16 protein-coding genes are annotated in these 26506 nt (G+C 45.6%); 6 read left to right on the top strand and 10 right to left on the bottom strand.

The features are described from left to right. Window positions 1-28: 28 nt before the first annotated feature. Both BMX95_RS26260 and BMX95_RS26255 read right to left on the bottom strand, forming a co-directional pair. A complete protein-coding gene (locus BMX95_RS26260) occupies window positions 29-4063 on the bottom strand; it encodes a T9SS type B sorting domain-containing protein (protein ID WP_081198086.1) in 4035 nt (1344 codons plus the stop codon). A gap of 265 nt (window positions 4064-4328) precedes the next feature. Beyond that, complete coding sequence (locus BMX95_RS26255) at window positions 4329-7292, bottom strand: PKD domain-containing protein (RefSeq protein ID WP_081198087.1); 2964 nt, start codon at window positions 7290-7292, stop codon at window positions 4329-4331. A 329-nt stretch (window positions 7293-7621) separates the two neighbouring features. Between BMX95_RS26255 and BMX95_RS26250 the strand changes: the two genes are divergently transcribed. Both BMX95_RS26250 and BMX95_RS26245 read left to right on the top strand, forming a co-directional pair. After that, window positions 7622-9613 carry a tetratricopeptide repeat-containing sensor histidine kinase gene (locus BMX95_RS26250; protein WP_165758831.1) on the top strand — a complete coding sequence of 664 codons (1992 nt, stop codon included), beginning with the start codon at window positions 7622-7624 and terminating at the stop codon, window positions 9611-9613. Window positions 9614-9616: 3 nt separating this feature from the next. Beyond that, on the top strand, window positions 9617-10252 hold the full coding sequence (locus BMX95_RS26245) for a response regulator (protein WP_081198089.1): 636 nt from the start codon (window positions 9617-9619) through the stop codon (window positions 10250-10252). Here BMX95_RS26245 and BMX95_RS26240 read toward each other — a convergent pair. After that, on the bottom strand, window positions 10249-10755 hold the full coding sequence (locus tag BMX95_RS26240; protein ID WP_081198090.1) for a hypothetical protein: 507 nt from the start codon (window positions 10753-10755) through the stop codon (window positions 10249-10251). The two genes, BMX95_RS26245 and BMX95_RS26240, sit on opposite strands and share 4 nt — an antisense overlap. 402 nt (window positions 10756-11157) lie before the next feature. Between BMX95_RS26240 and BMX95_RS26235 the strand changes: the two genes are divergently transcribed. Then, entirely contained in the window at window positions 11158-11520 is a 363-nt protein-coding gene (locus BMX95_RS26235; protein ID WP_081198091.1) for a helix-turn-helix domain-containing protein, read from the top strand. Between the two features lie 2 nt (window positions 11521-11522). Here BMX95_RS26235 and BMX95_RS26230 read toward each other — a convergent pair whose 3' ends face one another. The 4 genes from BMX95_RS26230 to BMX95_RS26215 are packed head-to-tail and all read right to left on the bottom strand — an operon-like array spanning window position 11523 to window position 19238. After that, on the bottom strand, window positions 11523-11999 hold the full coding sequence (locus BMX95_RS26230; protein WP_081198092.1) for a group II truncated hemoglobin: 477 nt from the start codon (window positions 11997-11999) through the stop codon (window positions 11523-11525). A 38-nt stretch (window positions 12000-12037) separates the two neighbouring features. After that, a complete protein-coding gene (locus BMX95_RS26225; protein ID WP_081198093.1) occupies window positions 12038-14011 on the bottom strand; it encodes a DUF3857 domain-containing protein in 1974 nt (657 codons plus the stop codon). A gap of 8 nt (window positions 14012-14019) precedes the next feature. Beyond that, a complete protein-coding gene (locus tag BMX95_RS26220) occupies window positions 14020-15945 on the bottom strand; it encodes a transglutaminase domain-containing protein (protein ID WP_081198094.1) in 1926 nt (641 codons plus the stop codon). After that, a complete protein-coding gene (locus BMX95_RS26215) occupies window positions 15942-19238 on the bottom strand; it encodes a toxin-antitoxin system YwqK family antitoxin (protein WP_081198095.1) in 3297 nt (1098 codons plus the stop codon). Before BMX95_RS26215 ends, BMX95_RS26220 begins: the two co-directional genes overlap by 4 nt. A 357-nt stretch (window positions 19239-19595) precedes the next feature. Between BMX95_RS26215 and BMX95_RS26210 the strand changes: the two genes are divergently transcribed. From BMX95_RS26210 to BMX95_RS26200, 3 genes are read left to right on the top strand one after another with little or no spacing between them, the layout of a single operon-like run. Then, window positions 19596-21458: a T9SS type B sorting domain-containing protein gene (locus tag BMX95_RS26210; RefSeq protein ID WP_165758832.1), complete on the top strand. Its 1863-nt coding sequence runs from the start codon at window positions 19596-19598 to the stop codon at window positions 21456-21458. A gap of 32 nt (window positions 21459-21490) precedes the next feature. Further along, the gene (locus BMX95_RS26205; protein WP_081198097.1) at window positions 21491-22513 is read left to right on the top strand and encodes a PorP/SprF family type IX secretion system membrane protein; all 1023 of its coding nucleotides are present in this window, start codon (window positions 21491-21493) and stop codon (window positions 22511-22513) included. A 9-nt stretch (window positions 22514-22522) separates the two neighbouring features. Then, window positions 22523-24532: an OmpA family protein gene (locus tag BMX95_RS26200; RefSeq protein WP_081198098.1), complete on the top strand. Its 2010-nt coding sequence runs from the start codon at window positions 22523-22525 to the stop codon at window positions 24530-24532. A 3-nt stretch (window positions 24533-24535) separates the two neighbouring features. Here the strand turns inward: BMX95_RS26200 and BMX95_RS26195 are convergent, their stop codons facing one another. The 3 genes from BMX95_RS26195 to BMX95_RS26185 form a co-directional block, all read right to left on the bottom strand. Beyond that, complete coding sequence (locus BMX95_RS26195; protein WP_081198099.1) at window positions 24536-25861, bottom strand: hypothetical protein; 1326 nt, start codon at window positions 25859-25861, stop codon at window positions 24536-24538. 114 nt (window positions 25862-25975) lie between these two features. Beyond that, window positions 25976-26191: a hypothetical protein gene (locus BMX95_RS26190; protein WP_081198100.1), complete on the bottom strand. Its 216-nt coding sequence runs from the start codon at window positions 26189-26191 to the stop codon at window positions 25976-25978. A 10-nt stretch (window positions 26192-26201) separates the two neighbouring features. Further along, window positions 26202-26462 (bottom strand): hypothetical protein, encoded by a 261-nt coding sequence (locus tag BMX95_RS26185; RefSeq protein WP_081198101.1) that lies wholly within the window; start codon window positions 26460-26462, stop codon window positions 26202-26204. Window positions 26463-26506: the final 44 nt, after the last annotated feature.

The following is a 26506-nucleotide window of genomic DNA, read 5'->3' as shown; positions in this document are numbered from 1 at the left end:
TACCAATGTTTTGCATGTCAATACCGGCTTAGCGGATCAAACTGATAGTTCCTTTTTTGTTTTCAACAGTACCGTCCAACATGGTCATGGACAGTACATATACATACACACCAACTGGTTGTTGTTTGCCATTGAAACTGCCATCCCAGCCATTTTGCTGACTGCTGGTTTCGAAGATCTTCTGTCCCCACTGGTTAAAGATCATCAGGTGCATGGTCCTTATTTCGTGGCTCTCTATTTTAAATTCATCGCTTTGGCCGTTGTTGTTGGGCGTAAAGGCATTCGGTACGAAATACCTGTTATTGGGTGTACGGGCAACCAGTTTATCGGAAGTAACAGTTGGACAATTTACCGAAGACCCCTGCGCCTGAACGGTAAAGGAAACCTCGGTACCTCCTGTTAACCCGCTCACCACATGGTACAAGCCGGTTGAACCTGAAGAAGGCGTAACATAAGTGGTTCCATTGGTAGACACTTTATAACCTGTTGCATTGGCTACTGCATTCCACGAAAAACGGATAGAGGTAGTGGTAGTAGTATCCACTTTTGCTACAGGTGCTGCGCCTAATTGTAAACACAGGGTACGGCCTGTTACTTTAGCGGAAGTATCGTTTGGACAATCAACCGTTGTACCCAGCGCTATTACATACAGGGAAACATCGGTTCCGGCAATTACATTCGAAACAGTATGGGTTGTTCCCGTTGCACCGGTAGAAGGCGCCGCATAATTCACCCCATCGGTTGAAACCAGGTAACCGGTTGCATTGGTCACTGCATTCCACGCAAAACTCACCTCACTGGTAGTTGTATTGCTTACTGTTGTAACAGGCTTGGTCAAAGCCAGGCAAAAACTGAATTCAAATGCACCGATATCGGGTTTTGCATGACGGGTCAGGTTATTGATATCAGTAGTAATACCAACCGGTGTACCCTTATTATCAAATGCCTGGATGGTAGGTGTAAAATCAATACCAGCAGGGTTTTGGAAAACCGGGTTCATGCTGATGGAATTGGTATCCTTGTTCAAAACCTGCCACAGTGCCAGCGTAGCATAATCCTTGGCGTTGTAAAAGGCCGTGAAATTCCTGGTGCCGGCTGTAGAAGCATCATACAGGTTATTGAAATTAGTTGTAAAGGTGGTGGCAGCTGTATTGATATATATACAATGCTTGGGACCGGCGCCGCCTCTTTTAATCACAATGTTATTATTCTTGATCAGGATACCCAATGCAGCGCCACTATTATAAAAACCCTGCGTTTTTTGTGTGGTGGTTGCAGTAGCATCTTCCAGTGAGATAGTATTGTGATAATACTGTACGCTATCAGAACTGAAGTTGTAAATACCTATTTGTGGACCAGCGCCATTGAAATTATAAATGAGGTTATTGCTAACAATAACGGGCTCGGCCAACGTGGCATCGTTTTCATCGTTATAAAGGCCATAACTATTGGTGGTGCCGGTCAACTGCGCGTCCATTGGGTTATGCACCTTGTTCTTTGAGATCAATACGCTTTTTTCGGTAGCCCAGCTGGCAACACCGTACCAGGAGGAGTTACTGGTAGTACGGGTAGGCCGGCTCATGTCATTTCCTTCGATGAGGGTATTTTTTGTATTGGCTATATAGATACTATAAGCCCATGCATCCTTTATAATATTATTCGTGATCACATTGCCCTGCGTCAGCAAAGTGGGGGCTGATGTACAGGTAATACCATATTGGCCGCCAATGATCGTATTTCCCGTAATGGTATTGCTGTCGCAATAACTGGGCCCGCTGAATATATCGGTATAATTGTCCTTTAACGGGCTTATCACTATCCCAGCCTGGTTCCTGATAAAGCTGGTACTGGTATTGGTAGTATTCCCGGTAATGGTACAATTCTTAACGGTGTTGTGATCGGCATCGTTTAACAGTTGCACGCCCACGCCATATTGACTGCCAGTGGCTGCCTGTGGAACGATTTTGATATTGTCGAAAATGAAGTACCGGGTGCCATTCAGTTTTACAACCGCCCGTTCGTCTGAACTGGTCGACAAATAAGTCAATGTAGTACCGTTTCCTTTGAAGGTAACGGTATTGGTGGCAGAGGTACCGCTTATTTGTGGAATGATCAGCTGTTCGTTGTAAGGACCACTGCCTGCCGCCACATCAAACACCACCGGTCCGCTAATACCGCAGCGGATGGCATTCAGGGCGTCGTTATAACTATTGAAATTGTTACCCGCTGTAGGCTGGGCATTATTGATCGTATAGGTATTAGCCGTTAGTCTGGGTGATACAGTAACAAGAACCGGCGTGGAATAGTCAACCTGTGAATTACAGGTCACGGCGGCGCGGTAATACAGGGTACTAACCGCAGACATGCTGACAGCCGGATGCGGCAATGCTGATCCTACATTGGTATAAGTACCGTTTATGGTGGAAGACGTTTGCCACTGATAGGTTTGATTGAGACCAAAAGAGTTGCCGGCCAGGTTTAAGGCCATGGGCGCCCCTTCACAAATAGTGGTCCCCGGCAGTAAAGTAGCAGCACCACCAACCGCAGGCCCAACACAGGCTGGCGTTAAAAATTCATACGCACCAATATCAGGGTGTTGGTTATTACGAACAGCACCGGTAATATCATTGGTAATGCCTACAAACTGGCCCATGTTATCGATAGCCTTTTCAGTAGGCATCAAAGTAGTAACCAGGTCATATACCGGATCAGCGCTCACAGACAGCAGGTCGCGACCAGTTTTTGTACGCCAGTTGGCCAGCGTGTTTTGTGCACCGCCGTAATCACCTACTGCATTCCTGCCTGTACTGCCCGATGGCAAATAAAACAGGTTGCGTTCGCTGGTAAACCTGGTTATTCCCGACTGTACAGCAAGCCCGATGTTATCGGCGCTGGTGGTTCTCTTTATGGTAATGATATTATTCCAGATGTTGAAGTCTGACGTATTATCGAAATGCATTCCATAAGTGGACCCGCTTCCGGCAACAGCCGTATTTTCAAGCGAAATAGTATTGTGATAAATATTCAAATACGCAGCCCCATCACTCCAGATCCCATATTGCTCGCCCGCACTTTGAAAATCGTAAATCAGGTTATTGGCTATTGTATTGGCAGATGTAGCCGAAGCAAATGCCTGGCCCACCTCAATGCCTTTATAAAGACTATTGGGATCGGCAGTGGCATCGTACAGGTGGTGGATCTTATTGTTCACGATCTTCGTATTGATATTAGGCTCAAACAAGGTAATCCCACTACCCCTTATGTATATCGGATTGCTGACATCATTGCCCTGTACCAGCAGGTTATCGTTGTAAAACAAATAAATGCCGGAGTTCCAGTAACCAGAAATTTTATTATCGATAAGCTGGTTGCCTTTCATATAAACAACTGTTTCACCGGTGGCCGGCACACTTGACACCGTGATACCGGTATTTCCGCCGGTAATGGTATTATTAACGATCAGGTTGCTGTCGCAATAACTATTCCCCTGCGCAGAAGCAAAATCTACCGATCCGTTGATCACGATCCCTTCATTATTTTGCGGCACGCCGGTATTGACACCGTTCAATATGGTACAATTGCGAATGGTATTGTGATTGGCATCGTTCACGATGTGCACCCCTACCCCAAATTCAGAGTTGGTAAGCCCCGTGGGAACGATCTTCAGATTGTCGATGGTAACATAATTAACCTTATTCAGCAATATCAGCTCCCTTTTTAAACCATCAGTAGAAAGATAGGTAAGCGTTACGCCATTACAATTGAAGATAAGTGGTTTGGCAGCGGAACTTTGAATGTCTTCTATCAGTTGGAACCGCTCGTTATAGGGACCACTGCCCGCGGCCACGGTAACAGTTGTTGCACCGGTAAGACCGCCAGTTAAAAAGGTTACACAGTCATTGAATGAATTAAAATTTCTACCCGCTGTTGGTTGTCTGTTATCGATGGTATAGTTCCCTGAGATCTGTGCCTGTAACATACCAGGTGCACAGAGGCAACCGATCACCATGATCCTTGTTACAAATAAATTACAATACGAACGCAGGCGTTTCAAAGTACGCATAGCAGTAGAATTGGTTTTTTAATTTAACCGGAACGCAATACCGGTTATATATGTCGCTTAAAGTTATTGCAGTGTTAACCGTGTTACCCCAATGTTACCAGCCGAAACAAAAAACAGTGGTAAAGCACTATTGGAATCGTGAGTGGTCGGTAGTGAGTGGTGAGTGAGTTTCCGAATGTTCAGAAGTCTGAATAATCGCGAGCTTACTCACAACTCACCATTCACAACTCACTCTGTTAACTCGTCAACTTGTCAACCCGTCAACCTATCTCACAATCAGCACACTTCCCGATATAGTCCCATACCCACCCTCTTTAGGCTGAATAACATAATAATAGGCGCCGGTTGGTAAGGGCGTGCCATTTATATCGCCGCGCCAGGGATTGCTGTATCCTGTGCTTTTAAACACGATCTGGCCCCAGCGGTTAAATACCTGTACCGTTGCATTTTTGTAATCTTCAAGTCCCGGAATACGCCAGGTATCGTTCTTGCCATCGCCGTTTGGCGTAAAGGCATTGGGCACTTTCAATTCCTTGAACACTTTTAACAACATGCTGTCGGTGCCCTTACACCCCTTATCTCCGGTGGCAGTAATGTAATACCGGGTAGTTTCAAGTGGTGATGCCATTGGCTGCAACTGGCCGGCGCCCGATAAATTCGTTGCGGGCGACCAGGAAATAGCAGCAGTAGCCGGTGTAACCGTAGCCTGTAACAGTACCGGCTTTCCAGGTTCTGTGATCATATCCGGCCCGGCATCTACCACAGGTACCGGATATACCTTTACCACAGTGGAAGCCGTATCGGAAATACAACCTTCGCTGCTGATTACCGCCATCGTTACCGTATAGGTTCCGGGTTGTTTATAGGTTTTTGCAGGATTAGCGGCTGTTCCGGAAGTGATATCTCCAAAGGTCCATTTATATTGGGCCCCGGTTGCAGTACCCGGGTAGATACTTTTATCAGAAAAGGAGAAAGCGGTTCCGGCACATTGTTCGGTATTGGTTATTCCAATACCGGCAACAGGCCTGTCGGCAAAAGCCGAAACTGTAGTGGTAATGAAGTCTGAACAACCCTGATCGGTTGTAACGGTCAGCTTCACCGGATACGAACCGCGCGCTGCATAATAATGCGTGGGGCTCTTATCAGCAGCGTTTCCACCATCGCCAAAGTCCCATGCATATTGTAAAGTACCGGTAAACACACCCGGCACGGTGGTTTTGTTTACAAAATTTGAAGTGCCATTGGGCATACAAACTACTGCAGGCTGGTCAAACGCCACTTTAGGCATACCCGGTATGTTCACCGTTTTTGTGGCCATGCCTGCACAACCATCGCTGCTTCTGAAAGCATACATGTTTACGGTATAAGGGCCGCCGGCCACGTATACTTTATCGGGCTTCATTACATTATCAAGCGTTTTATCACCAAACTCCCAGCGCCATTTATCGATCAATGGATCAGATGAACTGGCCGTAAAGGAAGTGGTTTTGGTAGCGCAATCCGGTACGAATGTAAAATCGGCTGTTGGCCCGGGTAATACTTTTACTTCTATGACCAGCTTTTCACTATTGGTGCAATTATCAATAGAAGGCGATACAATGGTTACCGGCACATAATAAGTACCGGTTGACGGCGCCAGGGCCGGTAACGGTTGTTTATAAACATTGTACGTTTTTCCATTGATCACTTCCGTGCCGTCCGGCACCGGGTTTGAGTAATTGATATTACCATTGGGGCTAAAACCCGGCAGTGTTCCGTACCCCCAGATAATTCCGGTTGCGGTATACAATGTTTTAATGGTAATGGAAAAAGGCGTTTGAGGACAGGTATAGGTATTCGGCGTGGAACTGCTGTCGTTTTTAATTTCGGCGATATAAGTAAGGTTGTTTACATAGCTGCCCGCATTATATCCGTAGCTTTCATGATCGCCCAAACCATAGGCAATGGCATTGAAAGCCGAATCACTGCGTACCGTATGCTGCATCCCTGTTGCCGGGAATCTTCTCACTACTACTTTATAACCGGGCAAACCGGGACAATCGAGAGTAAGGTCAGTAGACGTAAGCGGCCCGGGAATGCTGCCATCTATCGACAGCGAGCTTATTCCATTCTCGTGAATGGTAAGCATTACATAATTTGCCTGAATATGTTCTTTTTCGGCGCTGTAGAATGAAACATTGTTTATGGCCTGTTCCATGGGACTTAAATAGATCATCTCCGGATCGTTGTAACTGGAAGCGCTGGTGTTACAACCTTCCTGCGAAACGATCAGCTGGGCCACCATAATTGGTTTATCGGCGGTAATATATTGCGGTGTATTTGCGTCGAAATCATAAAAGTAACCATACTGGTCCATACTGTTCAGCTTCGTGCCATTTGCGTATACATTCGTGAGTTTATCGCGCACATATACCCGGAAACGGTTTACACCAGGGATATTGATATTATCAGTATTAGCGGTAATGCCAGCGAGGTAACGCGCACCCCAGGCTGTGGCCGGAAAGATCTGCTGCATGATAAAATCACCGCTCGGAAGTCCTGCACCGGAAGGACAGATCACGGTACGGCTGCTTCCTGAAAACACGGATATAGGATGACATTTTCCATCGGCCCCGGCAACAGAAAGTATAGTTGTGCCTGACATATCATTACCTATTCCGGCACTGGTGGTAGCCCCCATTACATTAAGGATCTCCCCTTTATTCAGGGCTACTTCAAACTCCTGGTTCCGCTGTACATTACTGGCGGTTTCAAGGGATGGCTTCACCCGCACCCGGGTGTTGTTTTCTGCTGCTACCACATAAAACCAGGAATGGCTATCAGCATCATAACTCTGACCTGTGTTACAGGAAGCATAAGTATAGCCATACGTTTCAACCGGTAACAGCATGGTGGCGCCGGAACTATAATCGCCATACACATGCGCATAGGCGACAATGGCCACATCACTTTCAATATGAATATTCTTTTGGGAGATCCCTTCCCCAACGAGGCGACAATCCTCGGCTCCACTTTTGGGAATGAGGTCAGATACTACCACCTGGCCAGGGGCAATGGTGTAGTTCCTTACCCAGGTAGTATTGGAAATGCTTACTTTAACATTCGCAGTTTGTTCGGCACTCAGGTATAAGACCATCTCCTGCGTGTTGCCGGAATAAAAGAGTGTATTGTGGCCGTAGCCTACCCAAAATTCCCTTCCCTTGTTGGTAAAGTTCTGCCCATATGACATAAGGCAGGCACTTGCCAGTATAAATGTCAAAATGACTCTCAATATCAGTTAGCTTTTACGTGCTAATTTATTTATGCTCCGCCGCAAAGCGACCATAGCAAAACACCTAAAAGAAAAATAGTGGAAAAGCACTATTTTATTTCATCAACCCGCCAAATGGTGTTAACTTTCCGTTACCTGAAACCATGCTAATTGTACCTGGCTTTATCCCATGTAATTGAACACTTTGCCTGCCAGTGAAATTCACCATTCATTAAAAAAGTATATGTATGTGGCGTAAGAATAGCATTGCGGTTAGATTAGTGTGCTTGCTCTTGCTGCCTTGCTGTATGACCTTGTTTTCATTAAAAGCCCTTAGCCAGGGAGCCTTTTCTGAAAACAACCCCCAGACTATAGTTACCGGAACACAGCAGCTGAATGACACTACTTCCATAAACGCGGTTATTAAAAAAGCCGATGGGATACGGGAACAGGTCATCGACAGCGCCCTGGTGCTATATAACCAGGCTATGCGCGCCTGCCAGCTGCATCAATACAATTACGGCATGGCCAAAGCCCTTTTTGGCATCAGCCGCTGCTATAATAATAAAGAACAAAAAGAAAGCTCGGTATTTTACGCCCGCCAAGCCCTGAACTGGTGCCCTAATGATATCCGGGGCCACGAGCTAATTGCCTCCGTATACCTGGCCCTGTCTGAGATCTATTATTATCAAAACCGGTACGACTCCTGCTCCTACTACCGCTATACTGCCCTGCGCGAACTGGAGAACAACAAGGTAACCAACCCCCGCGCTCAAATAGGTGTGCTGTGCAGCATCTTACAATTCTGGCTCAACGCCCATGAAGACATTCATAACGACCTGTACATCCGGGAAGTAGTACAACGCATCAACAACATTGAACGGAATGCGCAGGCTACCAACGACAGTTCGCTGCTGTTGAAGATCTATTTTCACAAAGGCGGTTATTATAATAATATTGGCCAGAACGATTCGGCCCGCTACTACTGTGAACGGCACCTGCAACTGGGCCAGGCTCTGAAGGCCTCCCCTTCCATGACCATTGCCACCCTGCTCAACATCGGGTTAACGTATATGGACGATAAGCGGCCCGAAGCAGCTTTACAATACTATAAAAAAGCCCTGGCCGAGATCCCCGAACAAAGGCAAAGCGAGAACCGGTATGTGATCTTTGCCAATATTTTTCAGGGCGAAGCCTACGCCATGCAGCACGACTGGAAAAAAGCCATCGCCATTACCGAACCGGCGCTGGCTGAAGCAAACAATTTCCAGATCATGCACCTGAGTGACCATGCGCACAAAACCCTGGCCGATGCCTATGAAGCCCTGGGCCAGTATAAAAAAGCGAATGAGCATCGCAAACAGTATTCTCTTTTACGCGACAGTGTGCAGCGGATCCAGAAGCTGGAGATGATGTACGATATGGAAGTAAAATACCGGCTGAGCGATAAAGACAAACAACTGGCCCAGCAGGAACTGGCCATTGAACGGAATGAAAGCCGGTTAAAAACGAAAAATTTCTGGATCATTGCCATTTCGGCAAGTTTCATATTAATTTTGGCAATCGGGGTATTGATTTACCGGAACAATTACCATAAACAAACCCTGCAGGCAGAAAAGATCCGCAACCTGCGGCAGGAAATACAAATTGCCAGTCTGCAGGCCATGGTAAACGGGGAAGAAAAAGAACGGAGCCGGATTGCCCGGGAATTGCACGACGGTATTGGCGGTACCCTGGGTGCTATACGAACGCGGGTAAGCGCGATGGTGCGAAAGTACAAGACCGCCCATACGAACGACGACTTTACCGAGCTGATGCAAATGCTGGAAGAAGCGTCCGCCGATCTGCGAAAAACCGCCCATAACCTGATGCCGGAGATCCTGCTGCAGGAAGGGCTGGCCAAAGCGTCGCTGCTTTTTTGCGAACGCCTGCGCAAAGGACACAGCCTGCAGATCAATACAGAGATCTGGGGAAAAGTAAGGCGGTTGCCCGGCGATGTGGAATTAACCGCTTACCGCATTATTCAGGAGCTGATGCATAACATGCTGAAGCATGCGGGCGCAACCCAGGCCCTGGTTCAGATCGTCTTTCATGAATCGCAGCTGTGCATTACAGTGGAAGACAATGGCCGGGGAATGCCGGCAGATGACAGCCAGGGGGAAGGCATTGGCCTCCGGACCATTCGCGAACGCGTAAAATTGTTAAACGGACAAATAGATACAGTAAGTACACCAGGTGAAGGAACAAGTGTGTATATTGAACTGAACCTGGCAGCAACCAACCAAACAAAACAGCTTTGAGCAATGACAATTAAAGTAGCCATTACTGACGATCATCCAATTGTAGCCAATGGACTCAAAAAGATCCTGGATGATTTTCCCAACATCAATGTGGTAGCGGTTTATGCAACCGGTAATGCCATGCTGAAAGAAGTAGCTACTTCCATGCCCGATGTAATGCTGCTGGATATGAACCTCCCCGACCTGGAAGGCCCCGACCTCGCCCGCCAGCTGATCAAAAAACACCCTTCTATCAAAATAATCGTACTTACCAGCAGCGATGTAACCGTTCAGGTGAAAAAAATGCTGCAACTCGGCTGTCAGGGTTACCTGCTCAAAGACTCCGACGACAACACCATAGTACAAGCCATTGAAACGGTTTACAACGGCGGCCAATTTCTTTCCCCCGCCATACAACAGCAGCTGGTGAACGACATGTTCAAGAATAAAAATCAAAAACAAAATACCCTGCTCACCCGCCGCGAAAAAGAAGTATTGCAACTAATTACCCAGGAATTTACGAACCAGGAGATTGCCGATAAATTGTTCATCAGCCTGCATACGGTAGACAACCACCGAAGCAGCCTGTTACAAAAGCTCGATGCCAAAAACACCGCCGGACTGGTAAAGAAGGCCATCGAAAATGGATTGGTAGATTAAGAGATCGCTGGTTTATCCAGCAGATAAAGTACATAGCCTGGTTTGGGAAGTATATCGATCGTCTCTGTAAACCCGGCAGTTTTTACCCAGGTCATCAATAGGGTATTGCTGTTATGCAGGGGCATCCATACCCGGCCTGCTTTCTTTTCTGTAAACACATACGCAATACAGTTATGCAACGCGCGGCTGATGGCATTATAATCCGCATCGGGTGCCGGCAATAAACGCAGGCTGTAGTCGCCGGGCGAAATACCATCGCCGGTTCCCAGGTCATCAAAGAGCGCTTCACAAATATCAACCTGCAATACAGGCCGGTCGTTTTCCCATACCACCACAGATTGAATAAAGCTGGCTACCTGCAGGCTTTCATAAAAAGGGATCAGGCAATCTGCATCTACCCCAAGCCACCGCTGCAACCACCGTACATCGTCGGGGATAACAACAGGACGGATGGAAAGATCCATCTGAACCTGCTTTTCAGGTTTAATAGCAGGGAGAATCATTTGAACACTTTTAGTTTTAACCAAATGAATCATCAGGGAACAGGATGCACTATCTCTTACCAGGGATTTTGTTGTTTTGAAAGATGGCTACAACAAAAAAATAATTTGAAGTTGGATAAAGGTACATATTTTGGCGTTTGTCAACAAAGTAATTTATAGCCGCATCCCCTTAATTATCAATAGAATTACCGCAGTAGTAATTAATACAATGGCAAATTATCGGTTAGGGGTTACTGATCATGTGTCAAAATTTATTTCTGATTTCATAACAACGGGCAAACCATATTCCCTAAATTTCACCTGCATCGTAATTTGTAACCGTTAGTAACGATTATTGTCCAATACTCCGCTTTAAACCTGATTAATAAAGAAACTGATTAGCGTAACAATTAAACCTTTCCCATGTATCAAGTTCACCTTTCCCTGAAGGACCTGCAAAAGGTTCGCAATGCTGCCCAAATTATCACTGAAAAGATAGAGCAACATTACACTATCCCTATATTGGCAGAAATGGTTGACATTCCGGAAAAGAAATTAAAAGCCGGCTTTAAGCACCTGTTCAATAAAGGCGCTTTCAGGTACCGCTGTGATTTTCTCTGGAACAGAGTAAAAATTCTATTGTTAGAAGACAGGCCGTTGAAGTCCGTAGCTGTAGATACCGGCTTTAAAGACAAGAGCGCTTTAATAAAGGCGTTTAAAAATGAATTTGGGTTAACCCCTATTCAGTGGAAAAAAGACCATGAGAACGATGTAATAAAGAATTAGCGTTACTCGCTTTCTGGCACATACGGTCCGCCGGTTTCGCCCCAACCCCATTTGGGCATGGGCTCGGCTTTTTGCATTGGGTTCTCCATTAACTGGGAATTGATCACTGCTATGCGGCTGCCCCATTCCAGGTAGCCAACAAAGGCAGAACGGAATTCGGGATCGCTCTTAAGCCCTGTTTCATCGGCAGTTTGTATCAACAGGTGCACCCAGCGCTGGCGTTTTTCCTCTGTAAGCATTTTACCAATATGCTTACCAATCATCTTTGCATGGCTGCCGCCTTCCCGTGAATACAATTTTTCACCACCAAACACTTCCGCTACAAAATGCGACACATGTTTTACATGCTCCGGCGACATATTCCTGAACACTTCACCCAGCAGTTCATCCTGCAATACTTTATCATAAAACTTCTTAAATAATATGTCAAAGGTTTCCTGATCACCTGCCCATTCGAATAAGGTTGGAACGTTTTTCATATCTTACATTTCCTGCAAATTACAGAAATAAAACAGACCTACTTCGCCTCCAGCACCAGCGTCACTTTATTGAAATCTGCCGATGCGTTGATGATCTTTTTAAAGTCTTCGTACCAGGCCAGCGGGTACTGTATTTTCCGGTACTGTTCCAGCACACGTACTTTAACCACATTCCCTTCCTGCGTATAGGAAGATTCAAACCCCATGGCCAGTTCATTATTGTCTTTGTACACTTTGCTAATCGTAAGGTCGTTCAGGTTCTTTACTTTATACCCATCGGGAATGGTGAACTCGATGGTCCTGTCGAGCGTGTGCGGATAATTTACATCCATATCGAACTGGCGGGGTTTCTCCTGGTACATCTCAACCTGGGGCCCAATGATCTCGCCGATCTTCACCAGGATTTTATTACCGGCTTTTTCTACCAGCTCGCTGGCATTTACTTCCATATCCAGAATGAAAGGTTTGTTGCCCTGGTAATTCTCCATTTCCTTATTTTCTATTTTGGAAGATACCACCTTTTCAGAACTGGTGCCAAATTTCACCAGCTCCTTCATCAGCTCTTTTTGTCTTTCTTCAGAAGTGAAGTTAAAGCTGGCGCGAAAGAACACCGCAGAATACCCGGAGTACGACTGCCGGCTTTTCACGATCAGCGTATCGAGCGTTTTATTCAATTGCAGCTTTGCATCGATATTGTTACTGCTTTGGGTATACGCTTCGCCCACAATGGGTTTTATATCGGCGATGGCAGTAGTAAAATTGCCGATCACCGTTCCTTTACAATAAATACCATTGGTGCCTATCCACGAAGGATTGAACAACGGGTAACGCATTTCTATAGCCGTAGGCGAAATATACTTCTTCAGTTTGGGGAAATAGATCAGCTGGTTATCGCAATTGTTCCAGTTCTCAAATGCCTTATCCACCGAAAAATCGTCACGGGAGCCGCACATTACAAACTCATGGTTTACGCCCAGTTGCTTGAAAATGGCGCCGTACAACCGCTCAATACCGCGATAAGTGGCCAGCTTGTTTTTGATGATCCATTCAATACTTTCGGCATTTTCGTCATTGATATCATCACGGGTGCTGATATTCATCTTCAGAAAATGTTCCACTGCGATTACCATAGCCGCTTCATCGCCACTGTTCTTCCAGTTGTTGCTGCTGATAAGCCCATCTACCTTTTTCAGTTCTTTATCTGAGAACGTTCCATAAATAGAATAGATCCTTTTGGCCAGTTCGTTCCAGGTGAACAGCCGGCTGGCGTTTATGTTGCTGTTGTTGTAAGATAATTTGTATTCTACCCTTTTCAGGCTCGCAGTAAAGGGCGCATATTTTTCATCGGTGGCGCCGGGTATGTTTTCCTGGTGCACGATAAGAAAACGCTTTTTGCCAATGAGGGTATCGGCAGCGGCATTTACCTGGTTATACCCTTTGGCTTCAAAAATCAGGCGGTCCGGACCTACCACTTCAATCCTGGAATCCAGTATCGGAAAACTGCGTTGTATTACCTCCCGGCCAAAAAAGGAAACGTTGGCTTTATAGATGTAATAATACTCTACCTCGCAACCCTTTACCAGCCCTTCCATGGCAAAGATCTTATACAGTTGCTCGTCCTCCTTCATGTCCTTGATGTTCTTTTTGTCCAGCTCAATGATCTTACCGCCGGGCAAAACGGTACGCGCTTTTATGTCAACGATATCGTCGTTGCTGGCCACGGGCAAATAGATCTTGTTAAAGCTTTCAATGCCTTTATCGTCGTTTATATGAACGCGGGTATGGTAGGTTTTATACGCTGCCATGTCCTTATTTTCATCCACGTACTCGATGCGTCTTTTTTCAAAAAGCGCTATGGCAGATTCGTTGTTGTATTTAGCATCGAGGGGTTGTATGCCCGACTGGCTGCTCCATTGTTCCTGTTCAAGCACAGGTGTGGCGGTTTGGGCAAACAGGGATCCACTACAAATCAGCAAACAGGCCGTTATTACTTGTTTATGCACGTGTAACATGAAAGGTCTTATTTTTTTGAAAGGCTGATAGTTTCTTTATACAGGGGAAAAAGGTGTTCCAGCACTTCATTCCAGGCTTTAAAATGATCGGCTGTCAGCAACAGGTAATCATTGTAAAATTCCTGGGTAAGTATAATGGTGTTATCCTTTTGCTCATAATTCAGCGAAAAACCCCATACATCGTTCCTGAACGATTTGCTTTGCGGCAGGTAACTCACCGCATACCCATCAGGGATGGTGAGCACCGTCACATATTTTTTAATAAACCGGTAATCGTATTCCACCGGCATTTTACGGCGCGGGAAATCGATCTCCTGGTGCTCATATAATTTCAACAGGTTGATATTCAAATACCATTCATCGCCAATCTTGCGGGCGTAATCCTGCAACTCGAATTTACCGGTAAGGGTTACTTTGTTTTTATCGCCCAGGTCGCCAACTTCATAACTGGTTAGCTGAAATTTGTTTGAACCGCGGGCGAACCGGCTGCGCATGTAATTGTCTTTATCCTTTCCGTTCACATACAACAAGGCAGCATGCATGTTCATGGAATTATAACCGGTCATGCTCATATTGATACGGCCTGAAATGCCCTTATCGGTCAGCTGAATAAAACAGGAGTCTACCAGCTGGTTGGTTTCTTTTGGCGGCGATGGCACCCGTACAATATTGTATTTATCGGGCCCCATGGCAATCAGTGCTTCCTTATCCTGGATGTGGGCGGAAGGAATACCAAACACACAGGTTGGGTCGGTACCATCGAGAAAGATAAATTTACCGGGCTGCAGTTGTATGGCGCAGATCATGTGATTATCTACAATGGGCAATGGCGTTTCCCGGTAGGTATAGGGTAAAGAGCGGGTACCGATCCACGTATAATAAGCGGGTACGCCGGCGGTATTCAGCATCATGGTGAGTATACTGCTCATATCCTTACAATCACCAAAACGGCGGCTGCAAACAAAATTGGCGTCGCGGGGAACAAAACCTTCCATCCCATCTTCGAAGGCCACATATTTTATGTTATCCTGCACCCAGCTGTAAATGCGCCGGGCTTTTTGCGCTGTGTCGGTAACGCCATAGGTGAGCGAATCGACAAGGCGTTTCAGTTCGGGCCCGGCCTCTTTATTGAGGTCCTTTAAAAAACTGCTGTTCAGTTTGTACAGGTCGTTTGTATCTGACAGGTATTTTATCTCATCGCCATTGCCGTTTTTATACTTCTCTATATAAAATACAACATGCGGCGTATAATAGGCGGCACCGGGAGCATCTTCATAATCTTTTTCCGCCGGCTGGTCGTTTACCTGAAAGGTATAGGTAGTTTCCCCGCCTCTGCTGTCCTGCGTAAATTTTATCTTATCGGTATCCTGTCCTTTCAGAATATATTTCACCGTAACCTCTTTGGGGAACGAGATCTTCAGCTCATCGTTCACCACCGGAATGTGGCGGCCAAAATAATGTGGTGAAAGCAGGTACGGTTTCTTATGAACGATCTGCAGGTTCAGGTTACCGGTTGCGCCCTGTCCAATGGCCGGAAAGTCGAATAGGGTTTCCTGCACATCATCGTAAAACACGCCGTCCGATTTGCTGTTGCTGGTTTTGAAATTGGTTACTTTTACTTTCTTGTTGTCGGCGGTTTGCGTGTACGCCTCATACTCTTTTACTTCATGAAAACTGCTGTGGGAAAAACCATAGCGGCCCAGGTAAGCGGCGGCATTGGCCGACAGGTACATCAACTGCTGGTTCTCCCTGCTTTCCACATATGGCTGTCCATCCTTGATCCTGATCTTATACTGGGCCGAGGAATGTAACATAACGGCCTCATCACCAGGAAAACGCTTTTTTAATTCTTCCATGTTTTGGGCAAACGTGTTACAACACATTCCCAGCGCAGTTGCCAGCAACCACCCTTTTAATCCTTTTTCAGCACTCATTTTATGCTCAATAATTGTCCGTAATAATAGGTTCTAACTTCTTTTAATTTGCCATTGTCATCAAAATAGCGTGTTTCCCCGTGGTAATCGCCATTGTAATAATTCCCTTCTTCTACCAATATGCCTTTTGCATTGTACTCCCGGGTGGTACCGTGTAAATTATTATGCAGGTAATTGTACACATAATGTTGGGCGCCATCCGCATAGAATTCCTTCAAGACACCTTCGATATAGCCATAGTTTTCATTGCGTTCCCGTAACAGCTTGCCATTGTCGTAATAGAATTTGTAGGTCCCGTTTGTTTGCCCGTCCACATATAGTACATCGATAGCCGCATTCCCGTTCGGGAATAATGGCCTGAACCGGCCGTTTCCGGCTGTCATCGGTATTTCCGGCACCAACTCGTTGTTATTACCCCGGTAGCTATAACCAACCGGCTCGTCTTCTTCATATCTCATTTGATACAACACAACCCCTTCACTCGAATATTTCCGGTAAAAGCCCTGCCGGCTGCCGTTCTCATAATCCATTTCTGCATCTTTCTTACCATCCATAGTATAGAAGGTCTGTTTTCCATGCAGCTGGCCCGCTTTGTATTCATCTACCCGCGACACGTTGCCGTTTTCCCAGTAATACTTCCAGGCACCTGCTTTATTGCCCATTTTGTACATCCCTTCCTTAGCTATGTTGCCACCAAAATAAAAGTCGCGGTACAGGCTGTCGCGCAGGCCTTTTTTAAAGTATTGTACCGCCAGGTTAGAACCATCGAAATAATAATATTTGTAGGCCCCCTCCAGGCTTCCATATTGGTACGTACATTCACTGTATAATTTTCCGTTCACATTCAAGGTGGTCATTTTGCCGGTACCGTTTTTCAGGTTCACCTGGTTCAATACCCTGCCGGTAGTGTCGTATTGGGTCATTGCTAAAAGAACGCCCCTGTCGTACAGGTATTCCACCAATTTTTTTCCATTGGGCCAGTATTCGGTTTTCAGCCCGTTCATTTCATCATTCAAAAAGTTGGTGCGGGCGGTCAGGTTTCCTGCTTCATTATAACTAAACCATTCCCCTTCGGGCTCATTATCTTTATACCAGCCTTCTTCCTGCCTGCCACCATGTATATAGCGTGCGATATAATAACCGTCTTTTTTACCCTGTGTATAATTGACAGTAACTTTTTTTTGTTCACCCGGATAATAAGAGACTGACTCCCCGTTCAATTCTCCATTAGCATAGGTATTGGTCTCTTTTTCTTTGCCCGAACCATAATAATAGACCTGGGTGCCTTCCATCATTCCCTTTTCGTTGTAAGGGCTTAATGCGCTTTTAGTGCCATTGGGTACGTAGGACAACAGGTTGAGCCTGCCTTTACTGGCTTCGGAAATACTGATCTGTTTGCCGGTTTTATCAAAATACCTGGCCGCTTTCAACAGATCATTGTCAAAGGTAAAAATGGAATACATTTTTCCGTCCTTGTCGAAATACTGCACATCGCCATTCAGCTTCCCTTTTTTATTGATGTACTTTGTATTTACCTGCCCGTTGTTGTACCAGGAAGCGTATTCACCTTCCAATACGCCGTTATTATAGGTTTCTATGCTTTTGGGCTTGCCATTCTCAAAGAACTTTTTGATCTCTCCCACGGCGTTATCCTGGTCGTACTGCGCTTCCATAGACACCACTCCATCTTCATAATAAGCCTTGTAAGGCCCGCTCAGTTTATCATCCGCATAGCTGCCTTCCAGTTCTACCTGCCCGTTGGCAAAATAGGTTTTAAACGCTCCGCTTTTTTTATCGTTTGCGTACATGGCTGCCGATTGCAGCAGCCCGTTTTGGGTATACACTTTCCGGTTCCCTTTCAATTTTCCATTTTCCTGCTGTTCAACAGTCCTTAAGGCGCCGTTCTTATAATAAGTGATGCGTTCCCCATTTATTTCCCCGTCTTTATATTCAGCAGTGGAAGAAATATTTCCATTCTCATAGTAATAGGTTTCCTTTCCTTCCTGTTTGCCATTGCGGTAAATTTCTTCGCCCCTTAACTGACCGGTGAAATAATAATACTTCCAAACGCCTTCCTTCTCTCCTTTTTCATTGTAAACACCGGCTGATTTTTTATTCCCCGATGCAAAATAATATTCCCAGGGGCCGGTGAGGGTATTTCCATTATCCGGACTTGCTCCCTTCCCGATCAATTGTCCGCCCTCGAAATAATAACAGGAGCCTTTGGCATCTCGTTTGGCAAGTGATAATTCGCGGGTAGCCCTTATCGGTTTTAAGTATTCTACGGTTTCGGTCACAAATGCTTCAATGTCCTTTTTATGTTTCCGGTTAAAGTCTTTGATAACAGAGGAATTTACTCCTGAAAAAGCATAATACACCAGCTTATCGAATTTCTTTTCTTCAAAGACCTTTTGATAGAAAGGAGCATAGAACTGCATGTAGAAATCGTTGTCATTTTCATCATAGCTGAGCTTTTCACAGATCACCTGCAATTGTTTTGCAATGGGATCGGTGAGCTCGATGATGGATTTATAATTATTATCCAATGCAATTTTTGATAACACGATCTGTTCAATGAAGCGAAAGTTCGCCGAAGGTTCTTCCTTTCTATTGTTCACCAGTTCTACCACATAGTCCTTGGCTTTTGCAATATCATCCAGCATGGTAACAACGTTGCCCGAATAGTGATTGCCGGGGTCCATAACCACATTGCCCAGCAGGCTCAGGTAAGCGCCCACTATATTACCCTGGTTCAGGGCACAGATGCCCAGTTTAAAATGCGCTGCTGCGGAATAGGGATTTATCAGCAGGACTTGTTTGAAAACCTGCTCAGCTTCCTTATACTTTTTCATTCTTATCAGCGTGGTGCCCTTGCTGATGTATAAACCGGCATAGGCCGGATAAACGGCCAGTGCGGAATCGAAGATCCTGAGGGCGCGTTCCTGCTGGTTATCATAATCGAGCAGGTTGCCATATTGCGTCAGCAGGTCGGGGCTTCGTTCCCGTTCAGTAGGCAGGGAAAGGGCTTCCTGGCACACTTGTATTCCCCGGGTATACTGGCTGTCGACAGTACAGGTTAATGCCATTTCATACAGGGCCCACACATAATTGGTATCGCCCACCTTTACCCGTTCATACTCCTTCAGGGCTTCCTTGTATTGGCCATTGTCATATAATTTAACGCCGGCACTTATGGCTTCTGCAGAATTAATAAGCGGATTGTTTTCTTGTGCTGTAGCGTACAGGCATGCAAAGCAAAGCGCGGTGATCAACGGGGTTACGTGTCGGTTCATGGTCTATTTACCTTTTCTGCCTGTAAGTTATATATGAAGTTGGTAAAAATGAAATGGCTTATAAGGATTATTTTAATAACAAAAACGCCGTCCAAATTCGCGGATTTCCTCCAAAATGACGCACTTATAGGTTAAAAATGCACAGATATAAACTTTCATTAGGCGCTTTCAATGGTTTTATTATTTTTATGGGACTTTTACACCATTAGCTGTTTAAACCCGGTTTGAGGATCTGATCATTCACCCCAGCGTTTTCCCCTAGTAGCCATTTAAATGAAACTTTTATCATTACCGTATCTACTTATTGGTTTCATAATTACGTTTTGTTGTAATTATGCCCGGGGCCAAAATCCCATATTGCAATTAAGCAATAACCCAACAACCTGTCATGGTTCAGAAGGGTCAATTACTTTTAGCGGACTTGTTCCCAATACCACTTACCAGGTAATGTATTTGGAAAACAATGTTCAAAAAGGCCCGGTTACCCTGCTGACAGATGGAACCGGACAACTGGTTATTCCCAACTTAACGATGGGCGCCTACCGCAATTTCACATTCATCGGCGGGGGCACCACCCTGTCTTATGTAGCCGGTACACCGCTATCAGATCCGATCCTGCCACCGCCAGTATTTAGTTTTTCTTCCATCATAATCTGTTTAGGCGATCCGGCACCTGCGCTGCCTGCTACTTCCAACAACGGTTATACCGGCAGCTGGAGCCCGGCCGTGATTGACCCAAATCAATCCGGCACCTATACTTTTACACCATCCATTTCTTGTGCCGATCCGGTTACCATAACTGTTACGGTGATCCAAAAGCAACCGGTGACGTTCCCGTTTGGCCCAGGCCTGGTATTATGTGGAACCGGCGCGGTACCCATATTAACCAATACATCGAACGAGGGCGTTACCGGCACCTGGAACCCGGCAGTAATAGACCCTACCCATTCCGGTACCTATGTGTTTACACCCACCGTTCCGCCACCAGGCTGTCTTACCGGTACCATTTTTACCCTTGTGGTAAATCCGCCCATAATGCCGACGTTCTCGTTCCCAGGCAGCGAGTCAATTTGTACAGGCGGGAGTGTACCTACCCTTCCCAATCAGTCGCAAAACGGTATTACCGGCAACTGGATCCCGGCTGTGGTTGACCCCAATAATTCCGGCACTTATACATTTACGCCCGATCCCGGTCAATGTGCGTTACCAGCTACCTATACATTGACCGTTAAACCCATTATACCACCTGTATTCAGCAGTTTTCCCAATTCGAAAGACACCATTTGTGATGGTGATCCGGCGCCGGTTCTACCCGCTGCCTCCGATATTGGACAAACCGGTACCTGGACCCCGGCTGTAGTGAGCAATACGAAAAGCGGCACCTATGTATTTACCAGCACCAGCGATCCCTGCGCGCCGCCAACAACGGTTACAATAACGGTGAAGCCAATCCTTACACCTGAATTTACCTTCAGCACGTCACAATCTGTTTGTATTAATGTCAATCCGCCGGTTTTACCAGGTGTTAGTACCAATGGGGTGAATGGGACCTGGAGCCCCGCTGTAGTTGACAATCAAAATACGGGCATGTACACCTTTACGCCGGCAACAGGACAATGCGCTGTTGATGCTATGTTGAATTATGAGGTGAACCCGATACCTTCCATCATTAATTTGAATTTAAAAAATCAGGATACAGTAACTGATGGTGATGTATTGCCCTATTACGATTTCCCGGTAGACATTCCGGTTACCGGTATCAACTGGACCAATAACAATACGGCGATCGGACTACAGGCATCCGGTGCAGGTACGGTGCCTTCGTTCACCGCTACCAACATGACCAACGATCCCATTACCGGCACAGTTACGGCCATACCCTATGTAAATGGATGTATGGGCGCCGCCCAATCGTATAAAATAATCGTGAAGCCGCGTTTTAAAGACATTTATGTGCCTAATGTGTTTTCACCCGATGGAAAAGGAGATCCCAGGAATGAAGTATTCAAGGTATATGGAAATTACATTGCTACGCTCGAGCTGCACATCTTCAATCAGTGGGGCCAGAAAATGATCACCATTACTGATCCTAACCAGGGTTGGGATGGCAGGTTCAAAGGTAGTCCCCAGCCTGTGGGCGTGTATGTATATGTATTGAAAGCGACAACCACAGATGGAAGAACATTGAGCATGAAAGGTTCCATTACCCTTGTACGATAAAAACATTGTTGTAACGACACTTTACCATAGCAATGAATAAAAAACTGATCTTACAAACCGTTTGGTGTTTGGCCTGGCTGTTGACAACTGTTGGTAAAACAGTGGCGCAAACAGACCCGCACTTTACGCAACAATATACTTTCCCCATGTATTTGAACCCGGCGCTAACGGGCAGCACCGATGGCGATTACCGGGCTTCTGCCATTTTCAGGAACCAATGGGGCAGCATCACCAATCCTTATCGCACCATGGGCGTTTCATTCGATGCCCGTACCAATAAGAATATAGCGCTGGGTGTAAACCTGCTGAATCAATCAGCGGGGGATGGCGGTTTTAATTATCTTACCTCCTCTTTCTCGTTTGCCTATACCGGAGTTAAATTCGGCCCTTCGTTAAATCATCACATTGTGATGGCCATGCAGGGCGGTATTATCAATCGCCGGGTGAACAAATCAAAATTCAAATGGGGAGAACAATGGAATCCCATTGTTGGCTACGATCCCAATATTTCAACAACGGAAATATTCGCTCAAACTTCTTCAACCGTGCTGGATATTGGCGCCGGTGTTATGTATTATGATGGGGCAGCCGATAAAAAATTCAACCCCTTCGGCGGTTTTTCCATTTATCACCTCAACAAACCCAAAGACCCCATCATCAGTACTGAAAGTACGGTGCTGAATACACTACCCATGCGGTATTCCATTCAGGGTGGGGTTAGTTATAATTTATCAGATCGCACCCGTATTGTACCCCATGTGATGTACATGCACCAGGGCACGGCCTCTGAAGCTATTATCGGGGTGTACGGACAAATAAACGTAGATGCGGTTACCGATTTTATGGTGGGTGGTTATTACCGCGGTAAGGATGCGGTGGCACCCTATGTTGGTATTGATTATAAAAACTTTGTTATTGGCCTGAGTTATGACGTAAATACTTCGAAGCTGGGCTCCATGACAAAAAATGTAAACAGTATTGAACTGAGCCTGTCTTACATTAAACGGTCAGGCACAAAGAGTGTTGTAGATTTTATCCGTTGTGCAAGACTTTAATTGATTACTATGCGAATGTTTTCCTTTTTCAAGATAGTTTGTCTGGTTATTTGTATCGGCTGGCTGCCCTGCCGGGGACAGCAGGTTGTTGTTACCAAAAATCCGCTGCAACTGGCCGATCAGTATTTTGCTGCCGGTGAATATTATACAGCTGCTTATTTGTACGAACAGATCCTGAATCCACCAGCCAATACACCAAAAGACGAGGTGTTCCCGGTGTATTCAAAAAGAGGAAGACCTGGTTATATCATTCCTAAAAACATTACCCGCCAGTCCATTCTATACAAACAGGCTGAAAGCTATCGCCTCGCACATTACTGGCCGCAAGCCGATTCCGTTTATAAAAAATGCCCTGATTACATCGACGCCTTATATTGGATGGCGCTGTGTGAACGAAGCCTGGGACACTACGAGGAAGCAGCCGCCAATCTGCGCCAGTACCTGGAAGCTACCAATCCCAACAAACAGTATCTGGAGGCCGCCGAAAAGGAATGGGCTACTTTACAATACATCAAAAAACAACTGGCGCGGCCCGATACGGTGCTGACGCATATAAGAAAACTGAATGTGCCTGACAGTTATGAAAAAGGCACCTTTGCCGTTACGCCCTTAACCGGGAATCAGTACCTGGTAAGCAAAACCAAATCCGATTCACCCATCGTAAAAGGATACAATCCCAATAACAGCCACCTGTTTCAGGCAGTGTTGGAGAACGACAGTTTAACGGGGGTAACACAACTGCCATTATCCAGTGCGGATCCGTTGATCAACCAGGGTGCAGCCAACAGCAGCGCCAATGGCAACAATATCTATTTTACCCAATGGCAAAAATTGAACGGCCGTACTATATCTAACATTTATATTACCAGATTAGTAAATGGCAGCTGGTCGGCCCCGCAATTAGTGAATGGCATAAACACCAGTGGCTATAGCAGCAAACAACCCGTTTGTACCCCAGACGGTAAGTATCTTTATTTTGCGTCTGATCGTCCCGGTGGCACAGGTGGTTTTGATATCTGGTATGCGCAGCTGCATGAAGATGGCAGCGTGGGAGAACCGGAAAATGCCGGCAGAACAATCAATACGGAAGGCGATGAGCAGGCGCCTTTTTATCATGCCGACAGCAAAACGCTGGTATTCTCCACCAATGGCCGGCCCGGCATGGGTGGGTTCGATCTGTTTTCAGCACAGGGTAATACCATTACGTGGAGCACCCCAACGAATCTGGGCTACCCGGTTAACTCATCAAGAGATGATGTGTATTTCTATGCACTTGAAAAAAACACCTTACTGAGTGATGCGCTTATCGGTTCCGACAGAGGCAGCGGTTGTTGCCTGGAAACCTATCGCATTAACAAACTCCCCAAACATAATCGCATGACCGGTGTGGTGCTGGATACAAAAACCCATAAACCTATACCTGATGCCAATGTGGTGTTGACAACGCCTGATGGTAAAACCACACAAACCACTACTGATATAAATGGTAATTATAGCTTCGACAGTGTCGACAACTCTTTCAACAATCACCAGCTGGTGGTAACCAAACAATACTACCGCGATACGGCTGCAATGGTTACCATTGCAAAAACGGATAACACCAATCTGCTTACCGATCAGCATATCAATACAGACATCCTCCTTGAGAAAAAGTTTGTGTTGAGACCAGAAAATGTAGTCACCGTGTACTTCGACTTCGATATGTATAACCTTAAAAAAGAAGCAGTACGCAAACTGGATTCCGTATACAACGTGCTGCTGGAAATACCTGCTGCCACGTTGCAGATCAGCGGTTATACCGATGGTAAGGGCAGCAATGAGTACAATGCCATACTTTCTGACCGCCGCGCCCGGGCCTGTGCCGAATACTTTATACAGAAAGGCATTGCAGCCAGCCGTATAACCTTTGAATCGTTCGGTTCCTGCTGTCCGCTTGAAATGGAATTGATCAATGGCCGCGATAACCCCGATGGCCGGAGTAAGAACCGGCGGGCATTGATCAATATAACAAAGGACTAGCCACTAAGCGATCCTTCCCTGTAACTGGAACATACCTGATATCCTCATGCCTTTGGCGAGTGCTGTAACCCGCATGTTCTCCGGATTTACAAACATGTCAATGGTAAAGAAGTCTTTGGCATCAGGGTGATTGATCAACCTTACTTTCAGCAGGTATGCTTTGGCAGGATTGAATCGTGAGTAAGTGGTTTCTTTAAAATCCTCCAGTATACCTATAAAGTCGAAACAACCATATGCAGGCAGGTCCTTGCTGGGAAAATAACCGCAGAAATCATCGGCCAGTGGAACCTCCGGATCATTGTTCCCTTCATAGGTATCCAGTACAAACAAAATACCGCTCAATTTTATATTGAGCTTTTTTTGTGACAAATACTGGTCCCGGTTAACCGCATAATCTGTAGCAAAATAGCTTACCCCAAACGTATCCCTTCCTGAGCCGGTAATAACCGCTTCCAGGTTGTTGGTATTTTCCCACTCGTTGATCTCCTTATTCTCTACAGGAACTATATAATCGGTTTTTATAACCGGTAAAATAGTTTTCGGTCTTTCGTTTTGTATAACCGTCACAAAACTTGAATCGTCAAAATCAATGGCAGAAACGACAATGCCTTCCTTTTTCATTTGTTTGTTCAGCATCAAATCCATTACAGCACTTTTGAAATGCTCTTCCAGGACCTTACCCCCATCTGGTTTCCGGTAACTCACAAAGCCGTAAATACCACACCAGGTATTGTCTAAATGAAGGTTATTTGATTTCTTTATCTTAAGTCCGATGGGGTTTTCGGTTACCGGCGCTTCCACCAGCTCGGTATGCTGGAAATAATTAACCCCTTGTCTCAGTTGCGTAGTGAAAATGGCATTATTTTCTTCCTGATCAAAAACAGCAATGGGCTGATAACTGGCACCATCGTTATCAAATCGATAAGGCAACCCAATTTTACCTGCCGGGCCGTTCTTAAAATTATAGGCAATAGAAATTGCTTTCAGTTCTTCGTCTGCAATGGCAATCCGGTGGTTATCGTCGTTACTGAATTGGGAATGGTAAAAGATGGTGTAGGAGCTTATTTCATCCCTGGTCAGCTGTTGTTCAAAACGCTTTTCCATTTTTTCGATCGCCTCACCTGCCGATAAGGTATACGAATTGTCTTCGCTCGACAAATATAAAAAACCAACTATATCACCGGTTTCTTTTTCATAAGCAGCGATGGGCGCATAATTGCCCTGCTGCTGCATGGTTATAAAACGAACTATATATTCATTGTACCTGCTGATATAGGAATACAGTGTTTCGGGGGAGTCTTTCTTTTTAAAGATATTGAATAGGCCCATGGGTAAAAATATTTTGCTATCGGTTTTATGCAGCCGACGGGCCTAAAATAATTCAAAAATTCAATTGGTACAACTTTGAGGTTGCCGGTTATGATTTAGTAACAGCCTGTCGCATTATTTCATAACCCGGTCTTTCCGCATCCGCTTGCGCAGTAAATGCCCTTTCCAGAGCCAGAAACCGGAAACAATAAGCACCGGCATAATGATCCATTTAACCACCATGGCCTGGCGTGGCATGGTGGCTAATGGACCGTAGATATAACCAAGAATGGGAATACTCAACACAATATGCAGCCAGCGGATTATCTTTCTTTCAGTTGATGCTTTCATAACTGTTTGTTTATCGGGTTACAGATGAATCTGCAGGCAGGCGGTCACAACGTTCATAATAATGTTGCCCGCGGTAATCGCGATACCGGTTCCAGCCAAAACGCATACTCAACCCGGTAGTAGCAAAAAATAAAACGATTACCAGGATGGCTGCTATCTTACTAAAAACGCTAAGGGTTCTTCTTTGAGAAAAATTTCCGAAAATAGCACCAATAATAAATACCATACTGGCTATAAAAAGCACGCGTAATAAAATGAATAACGGGAACATAAAATAGAATTTTAAATGATTAATAATTACAACACAAAGCTACA

Source organism: Niastella yeongjuensis, assembly GCF_900110245.1.
GTDB classification, from domain to species: domain Bacteria; phylum Bacteroidota; class Bacteroidia; order Chitinophagales; family Chitinophagaceae; genus Niastella; species Niastella yeongjuensis.
Note: the sequence above shows the minus strand (reverse complement) of the source record. Positions and strands in the feature narration are given on the sequence as shown.